The organism is Lachnospiraceae bacterium (assembly GCA_025758065.1).
GTDB lineage: Bacteria > Bacillota > Clostridia > Lachnospirales > Lachnospiraceae > Enterocloster.
In genome coordinates, this window is sequence record CP107199.1 from 2,168,158 (window position 1) to 2,186,790 (window position 18,633).

Here is an 18,633-nt window from a genome sequence, read left to right on the forward strand (position 1 = left end):
GAGGAGTTAGGATCATGGAAAAGAAATTCAAGTTTGGACCATTAAAGAAGCGTGGGAAAAAGGAAAAGGCTTCCGGAGAAAAGACGTCTATCAAGCTGGCCAGATTTATCATTGAAAAGCAGAACTGGATCGTTTCAGTGTTTGTTGCAGCCTGCTTACTTAGTGCAGTTGCCATGCTGTTTGTGGAAGTAAACTACGATCTGACCGAGTATCTTCCGGATAATGCACAGTCAGGTATTGGCTTAAATAAGATGGAAGACGAGTTTGGTTATCCCGGAACAGCCCGTATCATGCTAAAAGATGTGACGTTGTATGAAGCCAAGCAATACAAAGACAGAATGGAAAACGTAGACGGGGTGGATCAGATCCTGTGGTGTGACAGTACTGTTAATATTTACTCTGGCGAAGATTTTATCCATAAAGAAGACATCGAAGATTACTATAAAGATGGATATGCGGTAATGGATGTGACCTTTAAAGAAGGAAATACAGCGAAAAGCACTTCCGCAGCTATTGATGAATTAAAAGACATTGCAGGAGATAAAGGCTGTTTTACAGGAATGGCGGTACAGAACAAGTCCTTACAGGAAAATCTGGCTAGTGAGATGCAGTTGATCTTAACAGTAGCTATTATTATGATTTTTACGATCTTATGTATTACGACTACTGCCTGGTCTGAGCCATTCCTGTTTCTTCTGGTCATGGGTGTAGCCATCCTGCTAAACCGTGGTACTAACATTTTCATAGGAAGAGTGTCCTTTTTGACCAATAATGTGGCAATGGTACTCCAGCTGGCAACTTCCATGGACTATTCTATTTTCCTGCTGGATGCTTTTACCAGGGAGAAGAAAAAAGGGCTTTCTGATGAAGAAGCTATGGTAGATGCAGTTGATGCAGCGATCAATTCCATTTTTGCCAGCAGCCTTACTACCATAGCAGGTTTCGTAGCTTTGATGTTCATGAAATTCAGCATTGGTTTTGACATGGGTCTGGTCCTTGCAAAAGGAATCGTGTTCAGCCTCCTGACTGTAGTATTTTTCATGCCTGCCATGATATTCCGCTTTGCAAAATGGAATGAAAAGACTGCACATCGTCCTCTCCTGCCGGATTTCCATAAAATGGGAAGAGGCATTTATAAGATCCGTAATATAGCATTGGTGATCCTGATCCTGATTGTTCCTTTTGCCTATACAGCCCAGGGAATGAATAGCTTCTTATTTGGAAACAGTGCCGTAGGTGTCAGCGAAGGAACACAGGTCTATGCAGATGAGCAGGCAATCAATGAGAAATTTGGCCGAAGCAATATGCTGGTTGCCATTTATCCCAATAAATCAGCTATTACTGAAAAGGCAATGTCAGATGAGATCGAAGATCTGGAATATGTGAAAAGTGTAACATCCATGGCAAACACACTGCCGGAAGGTGTACCGGAAGATTTTCTCCCTTATTCCATTACCAGCCAGTTACATACAGATACTACCAGCCGTATGCTGATCTACATACGTACCAAATCAGAAAGTGACAAGGCTTTTGAGTATACCAACGATATCCGGGATATTGTGAAGAAATATTATCCGGAAGAATCCTATGTGGTAGGTGAAACACCTTCTACGGAAGATATTAAGACTACGATCACAGCGGATAATGCAAGAGTTAATGTGCTGTCCCTGATCAGTGTATTTGTGGTAGTCATGTTCAGTTTCCAGTCTGTACTGGTGCCTATCATTGTTATGATCCCTATTGAGGCAGCTATTTATATCAATATGGCGGTGCCTTATCTGGTTGGCGAGACGCTGGTTTACATGGGCTACATTATCGTAAGCAGTATCCAGCTGGGGGCTACAGTAGACTATTCGATCCTGCTTACTAATAACTACATGGCCTGCAGAAAGACCATGAAGAAGAAGGAAGCTGTGGTGGAGGCGCTGGCTATGTCCTGTTCCTCGGTATTTACTTCAGGAACTATCCTGATACTGGCAGGTTATATTGTATATATGATCTCCAGTACGGCGGCTATAGGCGGACTGGGACATCTGATCGGAAGAGGTGCACTGCTTAGCGTGTGTCTGGTACTTACCATTTTGCCGGCACTGCTAGTCCTCTGTGACGGTATAATCACAAGTAATGAAATGGACCGCTTTAAGAAGTATTTAAAACGAAGACATGAAAAGCGGAAAGCCTTAGTAAAATCCGGAATTGGGGCAGTTAAGAAAAAAGCGTCAGCAGCCCTGGCAAGAAGAGGCAGTCAGACAGCGGAGGTAGATGGAAATGAAATTTAGAAAAAGAGTGACAGCTTCTGTTTTAACGGCAGCATTGCTTTGCACATCAGCAGGCAGCGTTCCTGTATATGGCGCACCGGCAGGTGCAGATGTAGATGAGACCATGTATGTGAACCTGGATTACTACGGAAAAACAACAAAGGTAAACGTAGTAAAAGGGGTAAATTTAAATGGCCTTGGTGAGATCACTGATTATGGAAATTACATCAATGTAGAAAATATGAGTACCAGTGATGCTCCGGTTTTAGGAGATGGAAGCGTGACCTGGAACCTGCCGGAAGGTCAGAATGGCCGTTTTTATTATAAGTGTACCATGGACAATGAACAGGTGGTACTTCCATGGGATTTTGATGTGTCCTATAAGTTAAACGGTGTTCCCACAGACGGTGACAAACTGGCAGGTGCAGGGGGCCTGATCGAGATCCATGTGAAGGCTACGCCAAATGATAATGCTGATCTGTATTACCGCAATAATATGATGTTAATGGTGACAGTTCCTGTAGATATGTCTAAATGCTACAGTGTAGACGCAGATGGTGCCCAGATCCAGAGCCTTGGATCTACCACAGCAGCTGTATTTTCCGCTCTTCCGGGGGAAGAAGGAGATTATACCGTCCGTATTGGTACAGACAGCTTTGAAACTACCGGTGTGATCATGGCAATGGCACCTGGCACTATTGATGACCTGAACCATATTAAGGACCTGAAAGAAGCGAAGGATACATGGAAAGACGCAGGAGATGCTTTATATGACAGTCTGGAGCAGATGGCAAAATCTGTAGAATCCATGCGTGATGGCATTAACAAGGTACAGTCCGGTGTTTCTTCTGCTGAAAGTGCAAGACAAAAATGGAGTGCTAATAAAGATAGTATATTAGCCGGAAATGACCAGACCTTAGAGTCACTGACTGCATTGTCACAGCAGCTGGAAACTCTGGTCCCTCATTTGCAGACAGCTAAGGATACGGCAGAAACAGTACATAACAGCATGGGTGATATTGTAAATACCATGGGGGATATGCAGCAGCCGCTGCGTAAAATGTATGACCGTCTCCGCAATATCAGCACCACTTCCCAGTCTTTAGGGGAACAGTTAGATGATGTAAGAGAAGATATGGCATGGCTGATCCAGAATAATGCCCAGTTCCAGGTGCAGACGACTACGATTTTAGAGGCACTTCCGGAACTGATCGCAAGCCTGGAGGATTATGATGTGGATGATCTGGATCTGGGTGATCTGGAAGATACAGATACAAGGACCATAGCAGATGATCCGGATGATGACAGGGAAAACAAGGCAGATACGTCTTCTGGAAACCAGGAAGATCCTGATATAAACAAGGCAGACAGCTCAGATACAGTAACAGAAGATAAAACCAGTGGTGATATGGCTTCTGAAGCGGCCGGTGCAGATCATGAAGACGGTGGGGCAGAGGCAGATAACAGTTCCCATACTGCAGACAGTGCAGCAGGAACAGATAACAGTTCTGATGCTGCAGATGGAGCAGACATAAGTGATGCCCAGACACTTAGCAAGGCTCATATTGAAAAGCATGAGGTTCCTCTGGTTGGCGCTCCATCCGGCGTTGACCTGGTAACTCTTTATAAAATGTTATCCAAGATCGATAAGGACAGCCGTGAATTTACTCAGGTTGCGTCTAATCTGATGGACAATGTAGGAGATGCAGCAAAATATGGTGCAGACCTGACAGACAGCATGGATCTGATGATTGAAGACCTGACTGCTCTTCATGATTCACTGGATATGTATTATCCGGATCTGCAGGCATCCCTGGATGATCTTTCTGAGCTGGTAAACCGCACTACAGATGCCATGAATAAGGGTATCAGCACTATGACCATTGTGCAGAATACCTTAAAAGCTACCAGCGGTGATATAGATGAGGCTGCAAAGAACAGCTTAAGAGGCAGCATGGAGCTTCTTGATAAGAGCCTTAGCATCTTAGACAGCACCACAGGCGTAAGAACGGCAGGCCGTACCATGAAAGATGTTATGGATGAACAGCTGGATAAATTTGACACTGATAACCGCTTCTTATTTATTGATCCGTCAGAGGATAAGGTTTCCTTTACTTCTGATAAAAATCCGGCTCCAAAGACCTTGCAGGTAGTCCTGCGTACAGACGAGATCAGCCTGGATGATGAAGATAACAAGGAAACTGATGCAGAGACAGAGAAGGTAAATGAAGGCCCATTAAAAAGGATGTGGAATGTGCTGGTACAGATGTGGAAGGCCATCATCTCAATTTTTAAAAACAGATAGTCAGCTGCTCTTGTTTCTGGTATGATAGAAATAAGGGTCAGAAAAAATACAGACCCTCGGCATATGGGATGACATGCCGGGGGTCTTGTTCTGTAATTCTGTCAGTGGGCAGATAGCATGGCTATATAGCGGGAGAAAAACATGGAAACAGTAGGAAAGCAGGAAAAAACGAAATACAAACTGGCAGCGTCTATGAAAGAATGCATGAAGCAGATGCCGGTGGATAAGATAACAGTAAAAAATATCGTAGAAGGCTGCGGTGTTGCAAGGCAGACCTTTTACCGGAATTTTTTAGATAAATATGATCTGATCAACTGGTATTTTGACAAACTGGTACTCCAGTCTTTTGAGCAGATCGGCATGGGACATACAGTTGGGGAGAGCCTGACACAGAAGTTTGAATTTATTGTTAATGAAAAGGTATTTTTTACAGAGGCATTTCGCAGTGATGACCGCAACTCCTTAAAAGAACATGATTTTGAACTGATCCTCCGTTCTATCAGGATCTGATCGGGCGAAAGACCAGCAGGCCTTTAGGGGAAGATCTGCAGTTTCTTCTGGAAATGTATTGTAGAGGTTCCATTTACATGACTGTAAAATGGGTCCTTACAGGAATGAAGGATTCACCTGCGAAAATGTCAAAAAAGCTGGTAGAGGCCATGCCACCGAGATTGGCTGCTGTTTTTGATGAGCTGAAGCTGCTGTAAACCGGGTGCTTTGTTATATATAACACAAAACGATATTATCAATATACAGATAATACGACTGGCTGTATATAAAGTGATATGTACGATTTTAATAAATATTACATGCAAAAATAAAAAATGTTATCAAAAAGTGACAGACAGGCAAGTTTGTCACTTTTATTATGGACTTTAGTCTGTTGAGCCCATTGGAGTTTTTCGTTGTTCCGAAAAATGGAGATGGGCGAAACAATAAACCACCCGCTATGCGGGTGCGCGTCGATTGTTATACAAAAAATCACCTTTCCGTTTACAATAGAGTTGTTCAGGCTGTATTGCAGAAAGGAAAGGTAATTTATGGCGAAGAAAGAAAATTCACTTGCGCATATGAAATGGATGTGCAAATATCATATCGTCTTCACACCTAAGTATAGACGAAAAATAATTTACAATCAATACAAAGCGGATATAAGAGATATTATAAAACAATTGTGTAGTTATAAAGGTGTTGAAATTATTGAGGGTCATCTAATGCCAGATCATATCCATATGTTAGTAAGTATTCCGCCAAAGATAAGTGTATCATCATTCATGGGATATTTAAAAGGGAAAAGTGCGCTTATGATATTCGATAAACACGCAAATTTAAAGTATAAATTTGGAAATCGTCATTTCTGGGCAGAAGGATATTATGTTAGCACAGTAGGATTAAATGAGGCTACAATAAAAAAATATATCCAAGAGCAGGAAAAGCATGATATAGCAATGGATAAGCTAAGTGTAAAGGAATATGAAGACCCTTTTAAGGGTTAATGCCAAGTAGTAACAATACCCTTTAAGGGGTAGCGACGAGTCAAGAGCAATATGGCTTGAACGGAGCTGTGGGAAGGCTGTGTAAACAGAATTCCCACAGTCTAAAGAGAAAGCCAGCGCCTTGAGACGCTGGCCTAGTAACAAGGGCTTATAGCCCTAGTGCAAACCACCCGTTGGACGGGTGGTTATGATTTTGGAAAAAGTGTTGTTATAATATTAACGAAACGAAAAAGAACATAAAAAACTGTTCTGGACTTCCCGGAACACATGATTTTTATGTACTCCCGGAAAACCGGCCGCAAAGCAGGTGCAGGAAAGCTTTAGGGAGTATATACACAAAAAAAGGAGAGTGTATCATGGCAAACAGAATCATATTAAATGAAACTTCTTATCATGGCGCAGGCGCTATTGCTGAGATCGCTAATGAAGCAAAAACAAGAGCTTTTAAGAAGGCTTTCGTATGTTCAGATCCAGACCTGATCAAATTTGGCGTAACAAAGAAAGTTACAGATGTACTGGATAATGCAGGTCTTGCATATGAGATCTACTCTAATATCAAACCAAACCCAACTATTGAGAATGTACAGACTGGTGTAGCAGCATTTAAGAAATCCGGTGCTGATTATCTGATCGCTATCGGCGGCGGTTCTTCTATGGATACAGCAAAAGCAATCGGTATCATCATTGCCAATCCTGAATTTGAAGATGTAAGAAGCTTGGAAGGTGTAGCACCTACCAAGAAGCCATCTATCCCGATCATCGCAGTTCCAACTACAGCAGGAACAGCAGCAGAAGTTACCATTAACTACGTTATCACTGACGTGGAAAAGAAACGTAAATTCGTTTGTGTAGATACACATGATATTCCGGTTATCGCAGTTGTTGACCCGGATATGATGTCCTCTATGCCAAAGGGTCTGACCGCATCTACCGGTATGGACGCTTTAACACATGCAATTGAAGGATACATCACCAAGGGTGCATGGGAGATGACTGATATGTTCCATTTAAAGGCAATCGAGCTGATCTCCAAGAACTTAAGAGGCGCTTGCGAGAATACAAAAGAAGGCCGTGAAGGAATGGCTTTAGGACAGTACATCGCAGGTATGGGCTTCTCCAACGTAGGTTTAGGAATCGTTCATTCCATGGCACATGCTTTAGGTGCTGTTTATGATACTCCTCATGGTGTTGCAAATGCGATCCTGCTTCCAACTGTTATGGAATACAACGCACCATGCACAGGAACCAAATACAAAGATATCGCTGTTGCAATGGGTGTTGAAGGTGTAGAGAACATGAGCCAGGAAGAGTACCGCAAGGCAGCTGTAGATGCAGTTAAGAAGCTGTCTGCTGATGTTGGTATCCCAGCTGACTTAAAGGCTATCGTTAAGGCAGAAGACGTTGATTTCCTTGCACAGTCCGCAATGGATGATGCATGCCGCCCAGGCAATCCAAAAGATCCGACCTTTGAAGACATCAAGAACTTATACTTATCTTTAATGTAATGAGCGCATAGAAAAAACAAGCGGTCGTCCCAAAGTGGGACGGCCATTTGCTTTTTCTGCGCCATTAACGAATGGCCCGCCTGCGTCAGCAGGCAGTGGAGCGCGATAGCGCGGGGGTCATGAGTGAAGCACAAGCGGTCGTCCCAAAGTGGGACGGCCATTTGCTTTTTCTGCGCCATTAACGAATGGCCCGCCTGCGTCAGCAGGCAATGGAGCGCGATAGCGCGGGGCCATGAGTGGATCCTTTGCAAGTGGAGGTTATTCACGCTATTCACACCCCACCGCCCCATTCGGTGCGGCCTTTTTTTACCCCAAAACCGTTAAAAACGCATTATCTATATATAGATAACATACTGCGAGTTTACAAACAATTTACCTGAACTTTACATAACCGACCAACAATCCATATTGACGATTGATAAAATATCCCGTATAATGAGCAAGTGTAAACTAAAGGTAAAACGCATGTAAAAAACAGGAAAAAATCAGTATTATCCGAATATTGATAATACAAAAACATCCTGTTTTTTAAGGAAAAAGGAGTAAAAAATGGGAGTTGAATTGCTTTTGGGCCTTCTGGGAGGTCTGGCGCTGTTCCTGTATGGAATGCAGATGATGAGCAATAATCTGGAAGCAGCTGCCGGAAACAAGATGAAGCAGATTCTGGAAAAGCTGACCACCAACCGCTTTATGGGAATCCTGGTAGGCGCAGGCATCACAGCACTGATCCAGTCATCTTCAGCTACAACCGTTATGACAGTAGGCTTTGTAAACTCAGGTCTTATGTCTTTAAAACAGGCTGTGTGGATCATTATGGGTGCTAATATCGGTACCACCATTACCGGACAGCTGATCGCTTTGGACGTAGGTGCTTTAGCACCGCTGATCGCATTTATCGGTGTTGTACTGGTGGTTTTTGTTAAGAACAAAAAGCTGCAGCACATCGGCGGCATTGTTGCCGGGGTAGGTGTTATCTTCATCGGTATGGGAATGATGAGCGATGCAATGCTTCCTCTTCGTGATGAACCGGAATTTATCCAGCTGATGACCAGCTTTAAAAACCCACTGTTAGGTGTTATGGCAGGCGCGCTGTTCACAGCAGTGATCCAGTCTTCCGCAGCTTCTATCGGTATCTTACAGGCACTGGCTGTAAGCGGCGTGATAGGTCTTCACAGCGCTGTGTTCGTACTGTTCGGTCAGAATATCGGTACTTGTATCACGGCTGTTCTGGCTTCTGTGGGAACCAACAGAAATGCAAAGCGTACCACAGCCATCCATCTGATGTTCAATGTAGTCGGTACAGTTATATTTGTGGTATTGTGTATGGTAACGCCATTTGTAGACTGGATGATCGCCACTAACCCGGCAAATCCGGCTGCGCAGATCGCAAATGTGCACACCATCTTTAATATTGCCACAACTGTAATCCTGTTCCCATTTGGGCCGATGTTAGTAAATATTGCAAAGAAGATCCTTCCGGATACCCAGGTAAAGCATGTGATGGATGCAGACCAGTGGTTTGAAGGCCTGATGGCTTCCAAACATCATCTGGGTGTTTCTACCATTGCCATCAGCCAGATCCATGAAGAAATCCGGGATATGCTGGCTATGGCTGCTGCCAATGTTTCTGACAGCTTTAAGGCCATGGAACAGGGACCAGGTGAAAATGGTATCCAGGAGATCACAGACAGAGAAGAAGAGATCGACCTTTCCAACGTACGACTGTCAAAGAAGATATCCAAAGTCCTTGTTTTAGACCAGACACCTCAGGATATTGAAGCATTAAATAAGATGTACAGTATTTTAGGAAATATTGAGCGAATTGGCGATCATGCCATGAACCTGGCAGAATATGCCCAGACGATCCAGGAAAAAAACCTGAATTTCTCAGATTATGCAAAAAATGAATTTAAGGTCATGGATGAAAGCTGTGCAGAAGGTATGGAGCTGCTCAGAATGGCGGCAGCCGGAGACAGTGGATTTACCTTAGAGAAGATCAAGGCCATAGAGCAGAAGATCGATGATATTACTGACAATTTCCGTCAGAATCAGATCGACCGTATGCGGGAAGGCCATTGTAATGTAGAGTCCTCTATCCTGTATTCAGAAATGCTCACAGACTATGAGAGAATCGGCGACCATATGTTAAACATTGGTGAAGCATATGATGTGATCCAGTGGAATAACGATAAAGAAGCGGTTCCTGCGGCCGAATAAAAAATATAAAACATGTTATGAAAATATGAAAAAAGCTGTATTTACTGAAGGATCGGTAGATACAGCTTTTTAATGTTCTTTCGGAATCTTATTATAAAAGAGTTGTCCAAAATGATATCAGGACTTCTTTAACGCTCTTGGCAGGTTCCAGCAATAATGAGTGGCTAAAAGGCGGATAGCAACCACTAAAACAGCGCTGATGATCATGGCAGCATCGTTATTAACAGGGCTGGAAAGCAGGAAAGAATAGCACATTCCCCCTGCAATGGAAGCACAGGCATAAACATGTTTTTTCAGGATATAAGGAGTCTGCCTTGCCATAATATCCCTTAAAAGCCCGCCGCCTACGCCGGTAAGAACTCCTAAGAAAACAGAGAGAAAATGATAATTCCCGTATCCAGCCATTACAGCAGTATCAATACCTGTTACTGTAAAAGCAGCCAGTCCAATAGCATCAAAAATATTCATCAGCTTTTCATAAGTGATGATGCAGTCACCCTCTAAGAAATGCTGGTTCATACGGATGACTGTAAAAAGGATCAGGACAGTGACAAATGCCATGATCGTGTAAACCGGGTTGGTAAAAAGGCTGGGAGGAACGATCCCTAAAAGGATGTCCCTCATCATACCTCCGCCAACTGCTGTTGTAACACCTAATACAATGATCCCCAGAAGATCAAGATTCTGCCGGATAGCCACCATAGCGCCGGAAGAGGCGAAAGCAATGGTTCCCACAGCCTCGATCAGAAAGAAGATTGAAATAGAATTCCCCATGATTGATCAGATCTCCTGTAATTACAGTAAGTAGATTTTATGCTTCCTGCAGGTATCACGCATTTCCTGCGGCCAGATACTTGCCTGTACTTCGCCGATATGGGCTCGGTCCAGTAAAAGCATGCACAGACGGGACTGTCCGATACCACCGCCGATGGTATAAGGAAGCTCTCCGTTTAAAAGCATCTTGTGATAAGGAAGCTCCATACGGTCTGTGCAGCCGGATTTTTCAAGCTGTTCCCTTAAAGAAGTCTCATCTACACGGATACCCATGCTGGAGATCTCCAACGCGCAGTTTAAGGTTGGATACCAGAAAAGGATATCACCGTTTAATTTCCAGTCATCATAGTCTGGTGCACGGCCGTCATGTGGCTTTCCGTTGGCTAACTTGTCACCGATCTGCATTAAAAATACGCAGCCGTGTTCTTTGGTGATCAGGTTTTCACGTTCCTTTGGGGTTTTATCCGGGTACATAGCTTCCAGTTCACTGGTAGTGATAAAGAAGATATTATCTGGCAGCTGGTTTACAGCCTGAGGATATTTGTACCATACTTCGTGCTGCATGTGCTTGATGATCTTAAAGATCAGACGTACAGTATCCTTTAAGGTCTTTTCATTGCGGTCTTCCCTGGTAATGACTTTCTCCCAGTCCCACTGGTCTACGTAGCAGGAGTGGAGATTGTCCAGCTCCTCATCCCGGCGGATGGCGTTCATGTTGGTGTAAAGACCTTCTCCTGGCTGGAAACCATATTCTTTTAATGCCATACGTTTCCACTTTGCAAGGGAGTGTACAACTTCCATGGTCTCACCAGGAATAGCAGCCATATCGAAAGATACAGGGCGTTCTACGCCGTTTAAGTTATCATTTAAACCGCTGCTTTTTTCTACAAATAAAGGTGCGGAAATACGTTCCAGGTGCATCTCGCGTCCCATTTCCTTCTGGAAAGTATCGCGGATATATTTAATGGCATCCTGGGTCTCACGTATATCCAGCCGGGGATCATAGTGCTCCGGTATAAACAGTTCCATTGATATATTCCTCCTGAGAAATGTTATGTTCCCCCGAAAAGTTCTGGAGAACATACAATATGTACATGGTAACATTATTACAAAGAAGCTTCAAGTAAAAAATGATAAGAAAGTCAAAGGTTTTATGAAAAATTACTTCCTGTAAAAAATGCCATATGGCATTTTTTTATTTTTCTATTTTGTGTATACTGATATTAGATATGGAAATAAAGCAAAAATGTATAAAAAACGGAAAAATAATGGGAGGGAATGAAAATAATGAAGAAATTTAAACGCATTTTTTTGATAGTAATGGATTCTTTTGGCGCAGGTCATGCAAAAGACGGGGCTGCTTACGGCGATGACGGTGCAGATACCATGGGTCATATTGCTGAGAAGCATGATAACTGGAAAATCCCAAACCTTACAAAGCTGGGGCTGGCGAATTTACATCCTTTAAAGGGAGTAACACCTGCAGAACATCCATTGGGCTATCAGCTGGTCCTTAATGAAAAAAGCTGCGGAAAAGACACTATGACAGGACACTGGGAAATGACGGGTATTTATACCACAAAGCCATTCGTTACATTTACAGACCATGGTTTCCCACCTGAACTGATCCATGAACTGGAAGAACGTACCGGACATAAGATCATTGGAAATAAAAGCGCCAGCGGTACAGAGATCCTGGATGAGCTGGCAGAAGAGGAGATCGCAACCGGTCACATGATCGTGTATACATCTGCTGATTCAGTGCTCCAGATCTGTGGAAACGAGGAAACCTTTGGACTGGATGAGCTTTACCGCTGCTGCAAGATCGCCAGGGAGCTGACTTTAAAGGATGAGTGGAGAGTAGGACGCGTCATTGCAAGACCTTATGTAGGAAAGAAAAAAGGTGAATTCAAGCGTACCAGCAACCGCCATGATTATGCCTTAAAACCAACAGGAAAAACGGCTTTGGATGCATTAAAAGAAAACGGATATGATGTGATCTCTGTAGGAAAGATCCGAGATATTTTTGACGGGGAAGGCATTACAGAGGCTTATAAATCAAAAAGTTCTGTTCACGGCATGGAACAGACCATCGACATTTTGCAGAACAATGATTTTACAGGTCTTTGCTTTGTCAACCTGGTTGATTTTGATGCACTTTGGGGGCACAGAAGAAATCCGGAAGGCTATGCAAAAGAAGTGGAAAGCTTTGATGTAAAGCTGGGTGAGCTGTTAAAGAATCTGAAAGAGGATGATCTGTTAATGATCACAGCAGACCATGGAAATGATCCTACATGGACCGGTACAGACCATACGAGAGAGCAGGTACCGCTGTTAGTTTATTCCCCGTCATTAAAAGGAGATGGAAAACTGGAAGAAGCAGATACCTTTGGTGTTATCGGTGCTACGATTGCAGATAATTTTGATGTGAAAATGCCGGAAGGAACCATTGGAACTTCTATTTTAGGGCAGTTTAAATAATTGAGAACAGTATCTGTATTTTTAAAGCAGGCGGGAGAAAAGCTTCTGCCTGTTTTTTGTATTCCCGTTAAAAAGGACTGCAAAGGGTTTATAAACTGTTTCATTGAAATGAAAGGCTGTCTGTGGTATTATGTTGATTGACATAATTTGCAGGAAGGCAGAGAAATTAATGGAAAATGTAAAGACAGAGGTCATGGAAAAGATAAAAGAAGCCCAGAAAGTCCTCATTGGGATCGGAAAAGAATGGGCGCTGAGGGATGATGAAAAAGATATCCGCTTTTGCCATTTAACAGATCCATCCCAGGCTGATCTGGAGGCAGCTTATGAAGCCCTTTATGATCTGATAAAAGAGAAAGACTATTACATTGTCACTACTTTAACAGACGGGGCTGTTTATGAAATGCCCTTTGATAAAAACAGGATCGTGGCTCCCTGCGGAAATATCCACTGGAGACAGTGTTCTAAGGCATGTACCAAGGACATCTGGGAAGAAAGTGAAGTGCCAGATGATGTCTGTCCACACTGCAAAGCCCCGCTTACAGGAAATACTATAAAGGCAGAAACATATATTGAAGAAGGCTATCTTCCAAGATGGAAAGATTATATGAAATGGCAGACCGGTACGATTAACCGTTCTCTTGTGATCCTGGAACTGGGAGAAGGATTCGCAACTCCCACTGTTATGCGCTGGCCTTTTGAAAAGATCATTTATTTTAACCGTAAATCCAGATTATACCGTATAAATGAAAGCTTTTACCAGCTTCCTAAGGAGGCGGAGGAACGTGGCGTTTCTGTCCATGAAAATTCTGTCCGCTGGATGCTTGAAAAATAAAATAGCAGTGTAAAAGCCAGATAAAAGACGAAAGTGAGGAATGACCATGATCGCTGTAATAGACTATGATGCAGGAAATTTAAAAAGCGTGGAAAAAGCATTAGCTTATCTTGGAGAAACACCGGTCATCACCAGAGACAGGGAAGAACTTCTGGCGGCTGATAAAGTGATCCTTCCGGGAGTAGGTGCTTTTGGGGATGCAATGGAACGTCTGCACCAGTATGGACTGGTAGATGTGATAAAAGAGATCGTAAAAAAAGGGACCCCTTTTCTGGGGATCTGTCTGGGACTGCAGCTGATGTTTGAAAGCAGCGAAGAAAGCCCTGGTGTAGAAGGTCTTGGACTGCTTCCGGGAAAGATCCTAAAGATACCGGAAGCACCGGGGATGAAAGTTCCACATATGGGCTGGAACTCCCTGAAAGTACGTCCGGATTCCAGATTGTTTCAGGACATTCCAGATGGCAGTTATGTATATTTTGTCCATTCCTATTATCTGAAAGCAGGATCAGAAGATATTGTAGCAGCTACTACGGAATACGGGACACATATTCACGCAGCAGTCGAGAAAGGAAACCTGTTCGCCTGCCAGTTCCATCCGGAAAAGAGCAGCCAGACAGGTCTTAAGATCCTTGAAAACTTCATTAAACTGTCATAGTGGCTTTTACACATACCTGGAGAAAGGAAAATAAAATATGTTTACAAAAAGGATCATTCCATGCTTAGATGTGAATAACGGCCGTGTTGTAAAAGGCGTTAATTTTGTAAATTTAAAAGATGCCGGTGATCCGGTGGAGATAGCGGCAGCTTATGACAAAGCAGGAGCAGATGAACTGGTATTTCTTGATATTACTGCGTCCTCTGACCACAGAAAAACAGTAGTAGATATGGTGCGCAAGGTGGCAGAAAAGGTGTTTATCCCTTTTACAGTAGGCGGTGGGATCCGTACAGTGGAAGATTTCCGCATGCTTCTTCGGGAAGGCGCTGATAAGATATCCATTAACTCATCTGCCATTGATAACCCGCAGCTGATCCATGATGCAGCACAGAAATTCGGAAGACAGTGCGTTGTGGTAGCGATCGATGCCAAGCGCAGGGCAGATGGTTCCGGGTGGAATGTATACAAACACGGCGGACGTTTAGATACAGGTCTGGATGTGCTGGAATGGGCGAAAAAAGCAGATTCATTAGGCGCAGGTGAGATCCTTCTTACCAGTATGGACTGCGATGGCACAAAAGCCGGATATGACAATGAACTGACTGCAGCAGTAGCAGATCTGGTAAGCATTCCTGTGATCGCATCTGGCGGTGCAGGTACAAAAGAGCATTTTTATGATGCATTAACAAAAGGCAAAGCAGATGCGGTCCTGGCTGCTTCCATGTTCCATTATAAGGAACTGGAAATCTGTGAGCTGAAGGATTATCTGGCTGACCAAGGTATTTCCGTTCGGAGATAAGGGTGTGCCTGAAGAGAACATACAAGAGAAAAGGAGCATAAAATGGCTGCGATATCTAATGACTGGCTGGCTCCCTTAAGCGGAGAGTTTAAAAAGCCATATTATAAAAAATTATATGAAACTGTAAAACATGAGTATGAAACAAGAGAGATTTTTCCGGCACCAGATGACATTTTCAATGCCTTTGCCTTTACACCACTGGAAAAGGTAAAAGTAGTGATCCTGGGTCAGGATCCCTATCACAACAATGGCCAGGCCCATGGCCTGAGTTTTTCCGTAAAGCCGGATATAGATATTCCGCCATCTTTGGTGAATATTTATCAGGAGCTGCATGATGATCTGGGTTGTTACATACCAAATAACGGTTATCTGAAGAAATGGGCAGACCAGGGCGTTATGCTTTTAAACACAGTTCTGACTGTGCGGGCCCATCAGGCAAATTCCCACCATGATATTGGCTGGGAGCAGTTTACAGATGCTGCCATCCGTGTGTTAAATGAACAGGACCGTCCCATGGTCTTTATCCTGTGGGGCAGACCGGCCCAGGCAAAGAAGGCTATGTTAAACAATCCAAAGCATATGATCTTAGAGGCGCCCCATCCAAGCCCATTATCTGCATACAGAGGATTTTTCGGCAGCCGTCCTTTCAGCAAGACCAATGATTTCCTCAGGAAACATGGTTTAGAGCCTGTTGACTGGCAGATCGAAAACATAGAAAAGCAGGCGAAATAAGCTGACGTGATCAAAAAATGATATATAAGGAGCAATTATGAGTATAGTAGAGATTTTAAAGGTGATCGTTCTGGGAATTGTAGAAGGTTTCACAGAATGGATGCCCATCAGCAGCACCGGCCACATGATCCTGGTAGATGAGATCATCCGGTTAAACCAGCCGGATGCGTTTAAAGACATGTTCCTGGTGGTGATCCAGTTAGGCGCTATCCTAGCGGTTGCAGTAATGTATTTTCACAAATTAAACCCATTCAGCCCAGCAAAGTCTTCCAGACAGAAACAGGCTACATGGGCATTGTGGATCAAGATCGTGATCGCATGTGTCCCGGCAGCTGTATTCGGACTTCTTTTAGATGACTGGATGGAAGCACATTTATACAACGCCTATGTGGTAGCTGCCACACTGATCATTTACGGTGTACTGTTTATTGTTCTGGAAAACAGTTCTATTACAGCCAATCCGTCTATTACCAAAGTAGGTCATATTTCTGCAAAAACAGCCCTTTTTATCGGTCTGTTCCAGCTTCTGTCCCTGATACCGGGTACGTCCCGTTCCGGATCTACGATTTTAGGAGCCATGGTACTTGGCTGTTCCAGAGGTGCGGCAGCTGAATTTTCCTTCTTTTTAGGGATCCCGGTCATGTTCGGGGCCAGCTTTTTAAAGCTTGTAAAGTTTTTCATAAAAGGCAATGCCCTGACCGGGCCGCAGATTTTTTACACCATTCTGGGAATGCTTGTTGCATTTGGCGTATCTGTATACTCTATCCAGTTCTTAATGGGGTATGTGCGCAGGCATGATTTTAAATTCTTTGGTTATTATCGTATTATTTTAGGTATTGTGGTGCTGGCATACTTCGGGATCACAGCACTGGCATCATAATCATAGTTCCGCAAAAATGCCCGGTCGGCCAGGCAATGGATCAATAAATACTAAAATGTCCATAACGGGCAGCTAAAATACTGCAGACAAAAAAACTCCGTCCTGCTCATATATCAGGAACGGAGTTTTTTTAACGATTATTTTTAATCTGCCATTTCAGCAATATCATACAGCAGCTTTTCAGACTCATCCCAGCCCAGACATGGGTCGGTAATGGACTGTCCGTAGCAGTGTTCGCCGATCTTGTGGTTTCCTGGCTCGATGTAGCTTTCGATCATCAGACCCTTTACCAGATGACGGATATCATCAGAATGACGGCGGCTGTGGAGAACTTCTTTTGCGATACGTACCTGTTCTGCATACTTTTTGTTGGAGTTGGAATGGTTGGTATCTACGATGCAGGCCGGGTTCTTTAAGTTTCTCTTGGAGTAAAGCTCAAAGAGCAGGTGCAGGTCCTCATAATGGTAGTTAGGGATGCACTGGCCATGCTTGTTTACAGCACCGCGCAGAATGGTATGTGCCAATGGGTTTCCGGGGCAGGAAACTTCGTCACCGCGGAAGATAAAATCATGAGGCAGCTGGGCTGCTACAACAGAGTTTAACATAACGCTGAGATCGCCGCTGGTAGGATTTTTCATGCCCACCGGTACGTCACAGCCGCTGGCTACCAGACGGTGATACTGGTTTTCAACAGAACGGGCGCCAACTGCGATATAGGACATAATATCGGACAGATACTGAAGGTTATCCGGATACAGCATTTCGTCAGCAGTGGACATTCCGGTCTCGCGGAATACCTTCATGTGCATATGACGGATGGAAATAATCCCCTGGAGCATATCCGGCTTTTTCTCAGGATCAGGCTGGTGGAGCATGCCCATATAGCCTTCGCCTGTGGTTCTTGGCTTATTGGTGTAAACTCTTGGAACAATGAGAAGTCTGTCTTTGGTCTTCTCCTGAACCTTTGCAAGACGGTTTGTATAGTCGCAGACAGCATCTTCATTATCAGCGGAGCAAGGTCCGATGATAACAAGGAATTTATTGCTTTCTCCGGTAATTACTTTTTTGATCTCTTCATCTCTTTCAGCTTTTAAAGCTGCCAGCTTTTCAGGCAGAGGAAACTGCTCTAAGATCTCTGCGGGGCTTGGAAGTTCATTTACAAGTGTGAAACTCATTGGTCTTTATCCTCCCGATGTAACTTTAGTATGGCTCAATTTTCTTTAGGACTCATTATAGTATAACTTTGGGGAAGTTGCAACGCAAAAAAATCCCATTGACAAAAATAGGATAACTGCCTATAATAGCCTTAATTTCATGACTTGGCAATGATGGGAACAAGTAATTTTCTGCAAAAGCATACAGAAAGCAGCCGGCTGATGAGAGGCGCATGGAAAGCAGGATATGAATACATCCCTGAGCTTTGCACTGAATAATGATAAGATCGTTTAGTAGGCTGCAACGGAGGCGGTACACGTTATAGTACCAGGGTATCCTCGAAAGAGCGTACCTTTTAAGGCAGACGGTGTGAGCTGTCTGTAAATTAAGGTGGTAACACGGATCTTTATGCTTCGTCCTTTAGGGGACGGAGCTTTTTTATTTAATAGTTACAGTTCAGCCATGCGCTGGTTTGAATGAGAAAGTGTGTTGCAAGCTTGCTTGCATAAGCACTTTTTCATCCAAATCAGCATATGGTGAACCC

General features: G+C 43.6%; 14 protein-coding genes, 1 pseudogene and 1 other annotated feature. Of the genes and pseudogenes, 12 read left to right on the forward strand and 3 right to left on the reverse strand.

Annotation, left to right across the window (positions count from 1 at the left end):
- Nucleotides 1–14 precede the first annotated feature (14 nt).
- The 6 genes and pseudogenes from OGM16_10055 (at nt 15) to OGM16_10080 (ending at nt 9,781) form a co-directional block, all read left to right on the forward strand.
- Nucleotides 15–2,279: an efflux RND transporter permease subunit gene (locus OGM16_10055; protein ID UYJ45178.1), complete on the forward strand. Its 2,265-nt coding sequence runs from the start codon at nt 15–17 to the stop codon at nt 2,277–2,279.
- A complete protein-coding gene (locus tag OGM16_10060) occupies nt 2,263–4,563 on the forward strand; it encodes a hypothetical protein (protein ID UYJ45179.1) in 2,301 nt (766 codons plus the stop codon). Before OGM16_10055 ends, OGM16_10060 begins: the two co-directional genes overlap by 17 nt.
- Nucleotides 4,564–4,704: 141 nt before the next feature.
- Nucleotides 4,705–5,270 (forward strand): annotated as a pseudogene (locus OGM16_10065) (TetR/AcrR family transcriptional regulator).
- 333 nt (nt 5,271–5,603) lie between these two features.
- Nucleotides 5,604–6,059, forward strand: a complete 456-nt coding sequence (gene tnpA, locus OGM16_10070; protein UYJ45180.1) for an IS200/IS605 family transposase — start codon at nt 5,604–5,606, stop codon at nt 6,057–6,059.
- A gap of 356 nt (nt 6,060–6,415) precedes the next feature.
- Nucleotides 6,416–7,564 (forward strand): lactaldehyde reductase, encoded by a 1,149-nt coding sequence (fucO, locus tag OGM16_10075; protein ID UYJ45181.1) that lies wholly within the window; start codon nt 6,416–6,418, stop codon nt 7,562–7,564.
- Between the two features lie 549 nt (nt 7,565–8,113).
- Nucleotides 8,114–9,781, forward strand: a complete 1,668-nt coding sequence (locus OGM16_10080; protein ID UYJ45182.1) for a Na/Pi cotransporter family protein — start codon at nt 8,114–8,116, stop codon at nt 9,779–9,781.
- Nucleotides 9,782–9,898: 117 nt separating this feature from the next.
- Here the strand turns inward: OGM16_10080 and OGM16_10085 are convergent, their stop codons facing one another.
- Together OGM16_10085 and asnA are read right to left on the reverse strand one after the other, a co-directional pair.
- Complete coding sequence (locus OGM16_10085) at nt 9,899–10,555, reverse strand: trimeric intracellular cation channel family protein (GenBank protein ID UYJ45183.1); 657 nt, start codon at nt 10,553–10,555, stop codon at nt 9,899–9,901.
- 21 nt (nt 10,556–10,576) lie between these two features.
- Nucleotides 10,577–11,584, reverse strand: a complete 1,008-nt coding sequence (asnA, locus tag OGM16_10090) for an aspartate--ammonia ligase (protein ID UYJ45184.1) — start codon at nt 11,582–11,584, stop codon at nt 10,577–10,579.
- A 258-nt stretch (nt 11,585–11,842) separates the two neighbouring features.
- On the opposite strand from asnA, the gene OGM16_10095 reads away from it, so the two are divergent.
- From OGM16_10095 to OGM16_10120, 6 genes are all read left to right on the forward strand, one after another.
- Nucleotides 11,843–13,036: a phosphopentomutase gene (locus OGM16_10095; protein UYJ45185.1), complete on the forward strand. Its 1,194-nt coding sequence runs from the start codon at nt 11,843–11,845 to the stop codon at nt 13,034–13,036.
- A 169-nt stretch (nt 13,037–13,205) separates the two neighbouring features.
- Nucleotides 13,206–13,868 carry a hypothetical protein gene (locus OGM16_10100; protein ID UYJ45186.1) on the forward strand — a complete coding sequence of 221 codons (663 nt, stop codon included), beginning with the start codon at nt 13,206–13,208 and terminating at the stop codon, nt 13,866–13,868.
- Nucleotides 13,869–13,914: 46 nt separating this feature from the next.
- On the forward strand, nt 13,915–14,523 hold the full coding sequence (gene hisH, locus OGM16_10105; protein UYJ45187.1) for an imidazole glycerol phosphate synthase subunit HisH: 609 nt from the start codon (nt 13,915–13,917) through the stop codon (nt 14,521–14,523).
- Nucleotides 14,524–14,560: 37 nt separating this feature from the next.
- Entirely contained in the window at nt 14,561–15,322 is a 762-nt protein-coding gene (gene hisF / locus OGM16_10110; protein UYJ45188.1) for an imidazole glycerol phosphate synthase subunit HisF, read from the forward strand.
- A 42-nt stretch (nt 15,323–15,364) separates the two neighbouring features.
- On the forward strand, nt 15,365–16,054 hold the full coding sequence (locus OGM16_10115; GenBank protein UYJ45189.1) for a uracil-DNA glycosylase: 690 nt from the start codon (nt 15,365–15,367) through the stop codon (nt 16,052–16,054).
- Nucleotides 16,055–16,091: 37 nt separating this feature from the next.
- Complete coding sequence (locus tag OGM16_10120; GenBank protein UYJ45190.1) at nt 16,092–16,934, forward strand: undecaprenyl-diphosphate phosphatase; 843 nt, start codon at nt 16,092–16,094, stop codon at nt 16,932–16,934.
- Nucleotides 16,935–17,077: 143 nt separating this feature from the next.
- On the opposite strand, the gene OGM16_10125 is transcribed toward OGM16_10120, so the two are convergent.
- Nucleotides 17,078–18,109, reverse strand: coding sequence for a 3-deoxy-7-phosphoheptulonate synthase (locus tag OGM16_10125; GenBank protein UYJ45191.1), 1,032 nt, complete (start codon nt 18,107–18,109; stop codon nt 17,078–17,080).
- Between the two features lie 141 nt (nt 18,110–18,250).
- Nucleotides 18,251–18,513: a binding site (T-box leader), on the forward strand.
- Nucleotides 18,514–18,633 lie beyond the last annotated feature (120 nt).

Coding starts and splice junctions, on each gene's coding strand:
- OGM16_10055 (UYJ45178.1), top strand. CDS start 15: ATGGAAAAGAAATTCAAGTTTGGACCATTAAAGAAGCGTGGGAAAAAG.
- OGM16_10060 (UYJ45179.1), top strand. CDS start 2,263: ATGGAAATGAAATTTAGAAAAAGAGTGACAGCTTCTGTTTTAACGGCA.
- tnpA (UYJ45180.1), top strand. CDS start 5,604: ATGGCGAAGAAAGAAAATTCACTTGCGCATATGAAATGGATGTGCAAA.
- fucO (UYJ45181.1), top strand. CDS start 6,416: ATGGCAAACAGAATCATATTAAATGAAACTTCTTATCATGGCGCAGGC.
- OGM16_10080 (UYJ45182.1), top strand. CDS start 8,114: ATGGGAGTTGAATTGCTTTTGGGCCTTCTGGGAGGTCTGGCGCTGTTC.
- OGM16_10085 (UYJ45183.1), bottom strand. CDS start 10,555: ATGGGGAATTCTATTTCAATCTTCTTTCTGATCGAGGCTGTGGGAACC.
- asnA (UYJ45184.1), bottom strand. CDS start 11,584: ATGGAACTGTTTATACCGGAGCACTATGATCCCCGGCTGGATATACGT.
- OGM16_10095 (UYJ45185.1), top strand. CDS start 11,843: ATGAAGAAATTTAAACGCATTTTTTTGATAGTAATGGATTCTTTTGGC.
- OGM16_10100 (UYJ45186.1), top strand. CDS start 13,206: ATGGAAAATGTAAAGACAGAGGTCATGGAAAAGATAAAAGAAGCCCAG.
- hisH (UYJ45187.1), top strand. CDS start 13,915: ATGATCGCTGTAATAGACTATGATGCAGGAAATTTAAAAAGCGTGGAA.
- hisF (UYJ45188.1), top strand. CDS start 14,561: ATGTTTACAAAAAGGATCATTCCATGCTTAGATGTGAATAACGGCCGT.
- OGM16_10115 (UYJ45189.1), top strand. CDS start 15,365: ATGGCTGCGATATCTAATGACTGGCTGGCTCCCTTAAGCGGAGAGTTT.
- OGM16_10120 (UYJ45190.1), top strand. CDS start 16,092: ATGAGTATAGTAGAGATTTTAAAGGTGATCGTTCTGGGAATTGTAGAA.
- OGM16_10125 (UYJ45191.1), bottom strand. CDS start 18,109: ATGAGTTTCACACTTGTAAATGAACTTCCAAGCCCCGCAGAGATCTTA.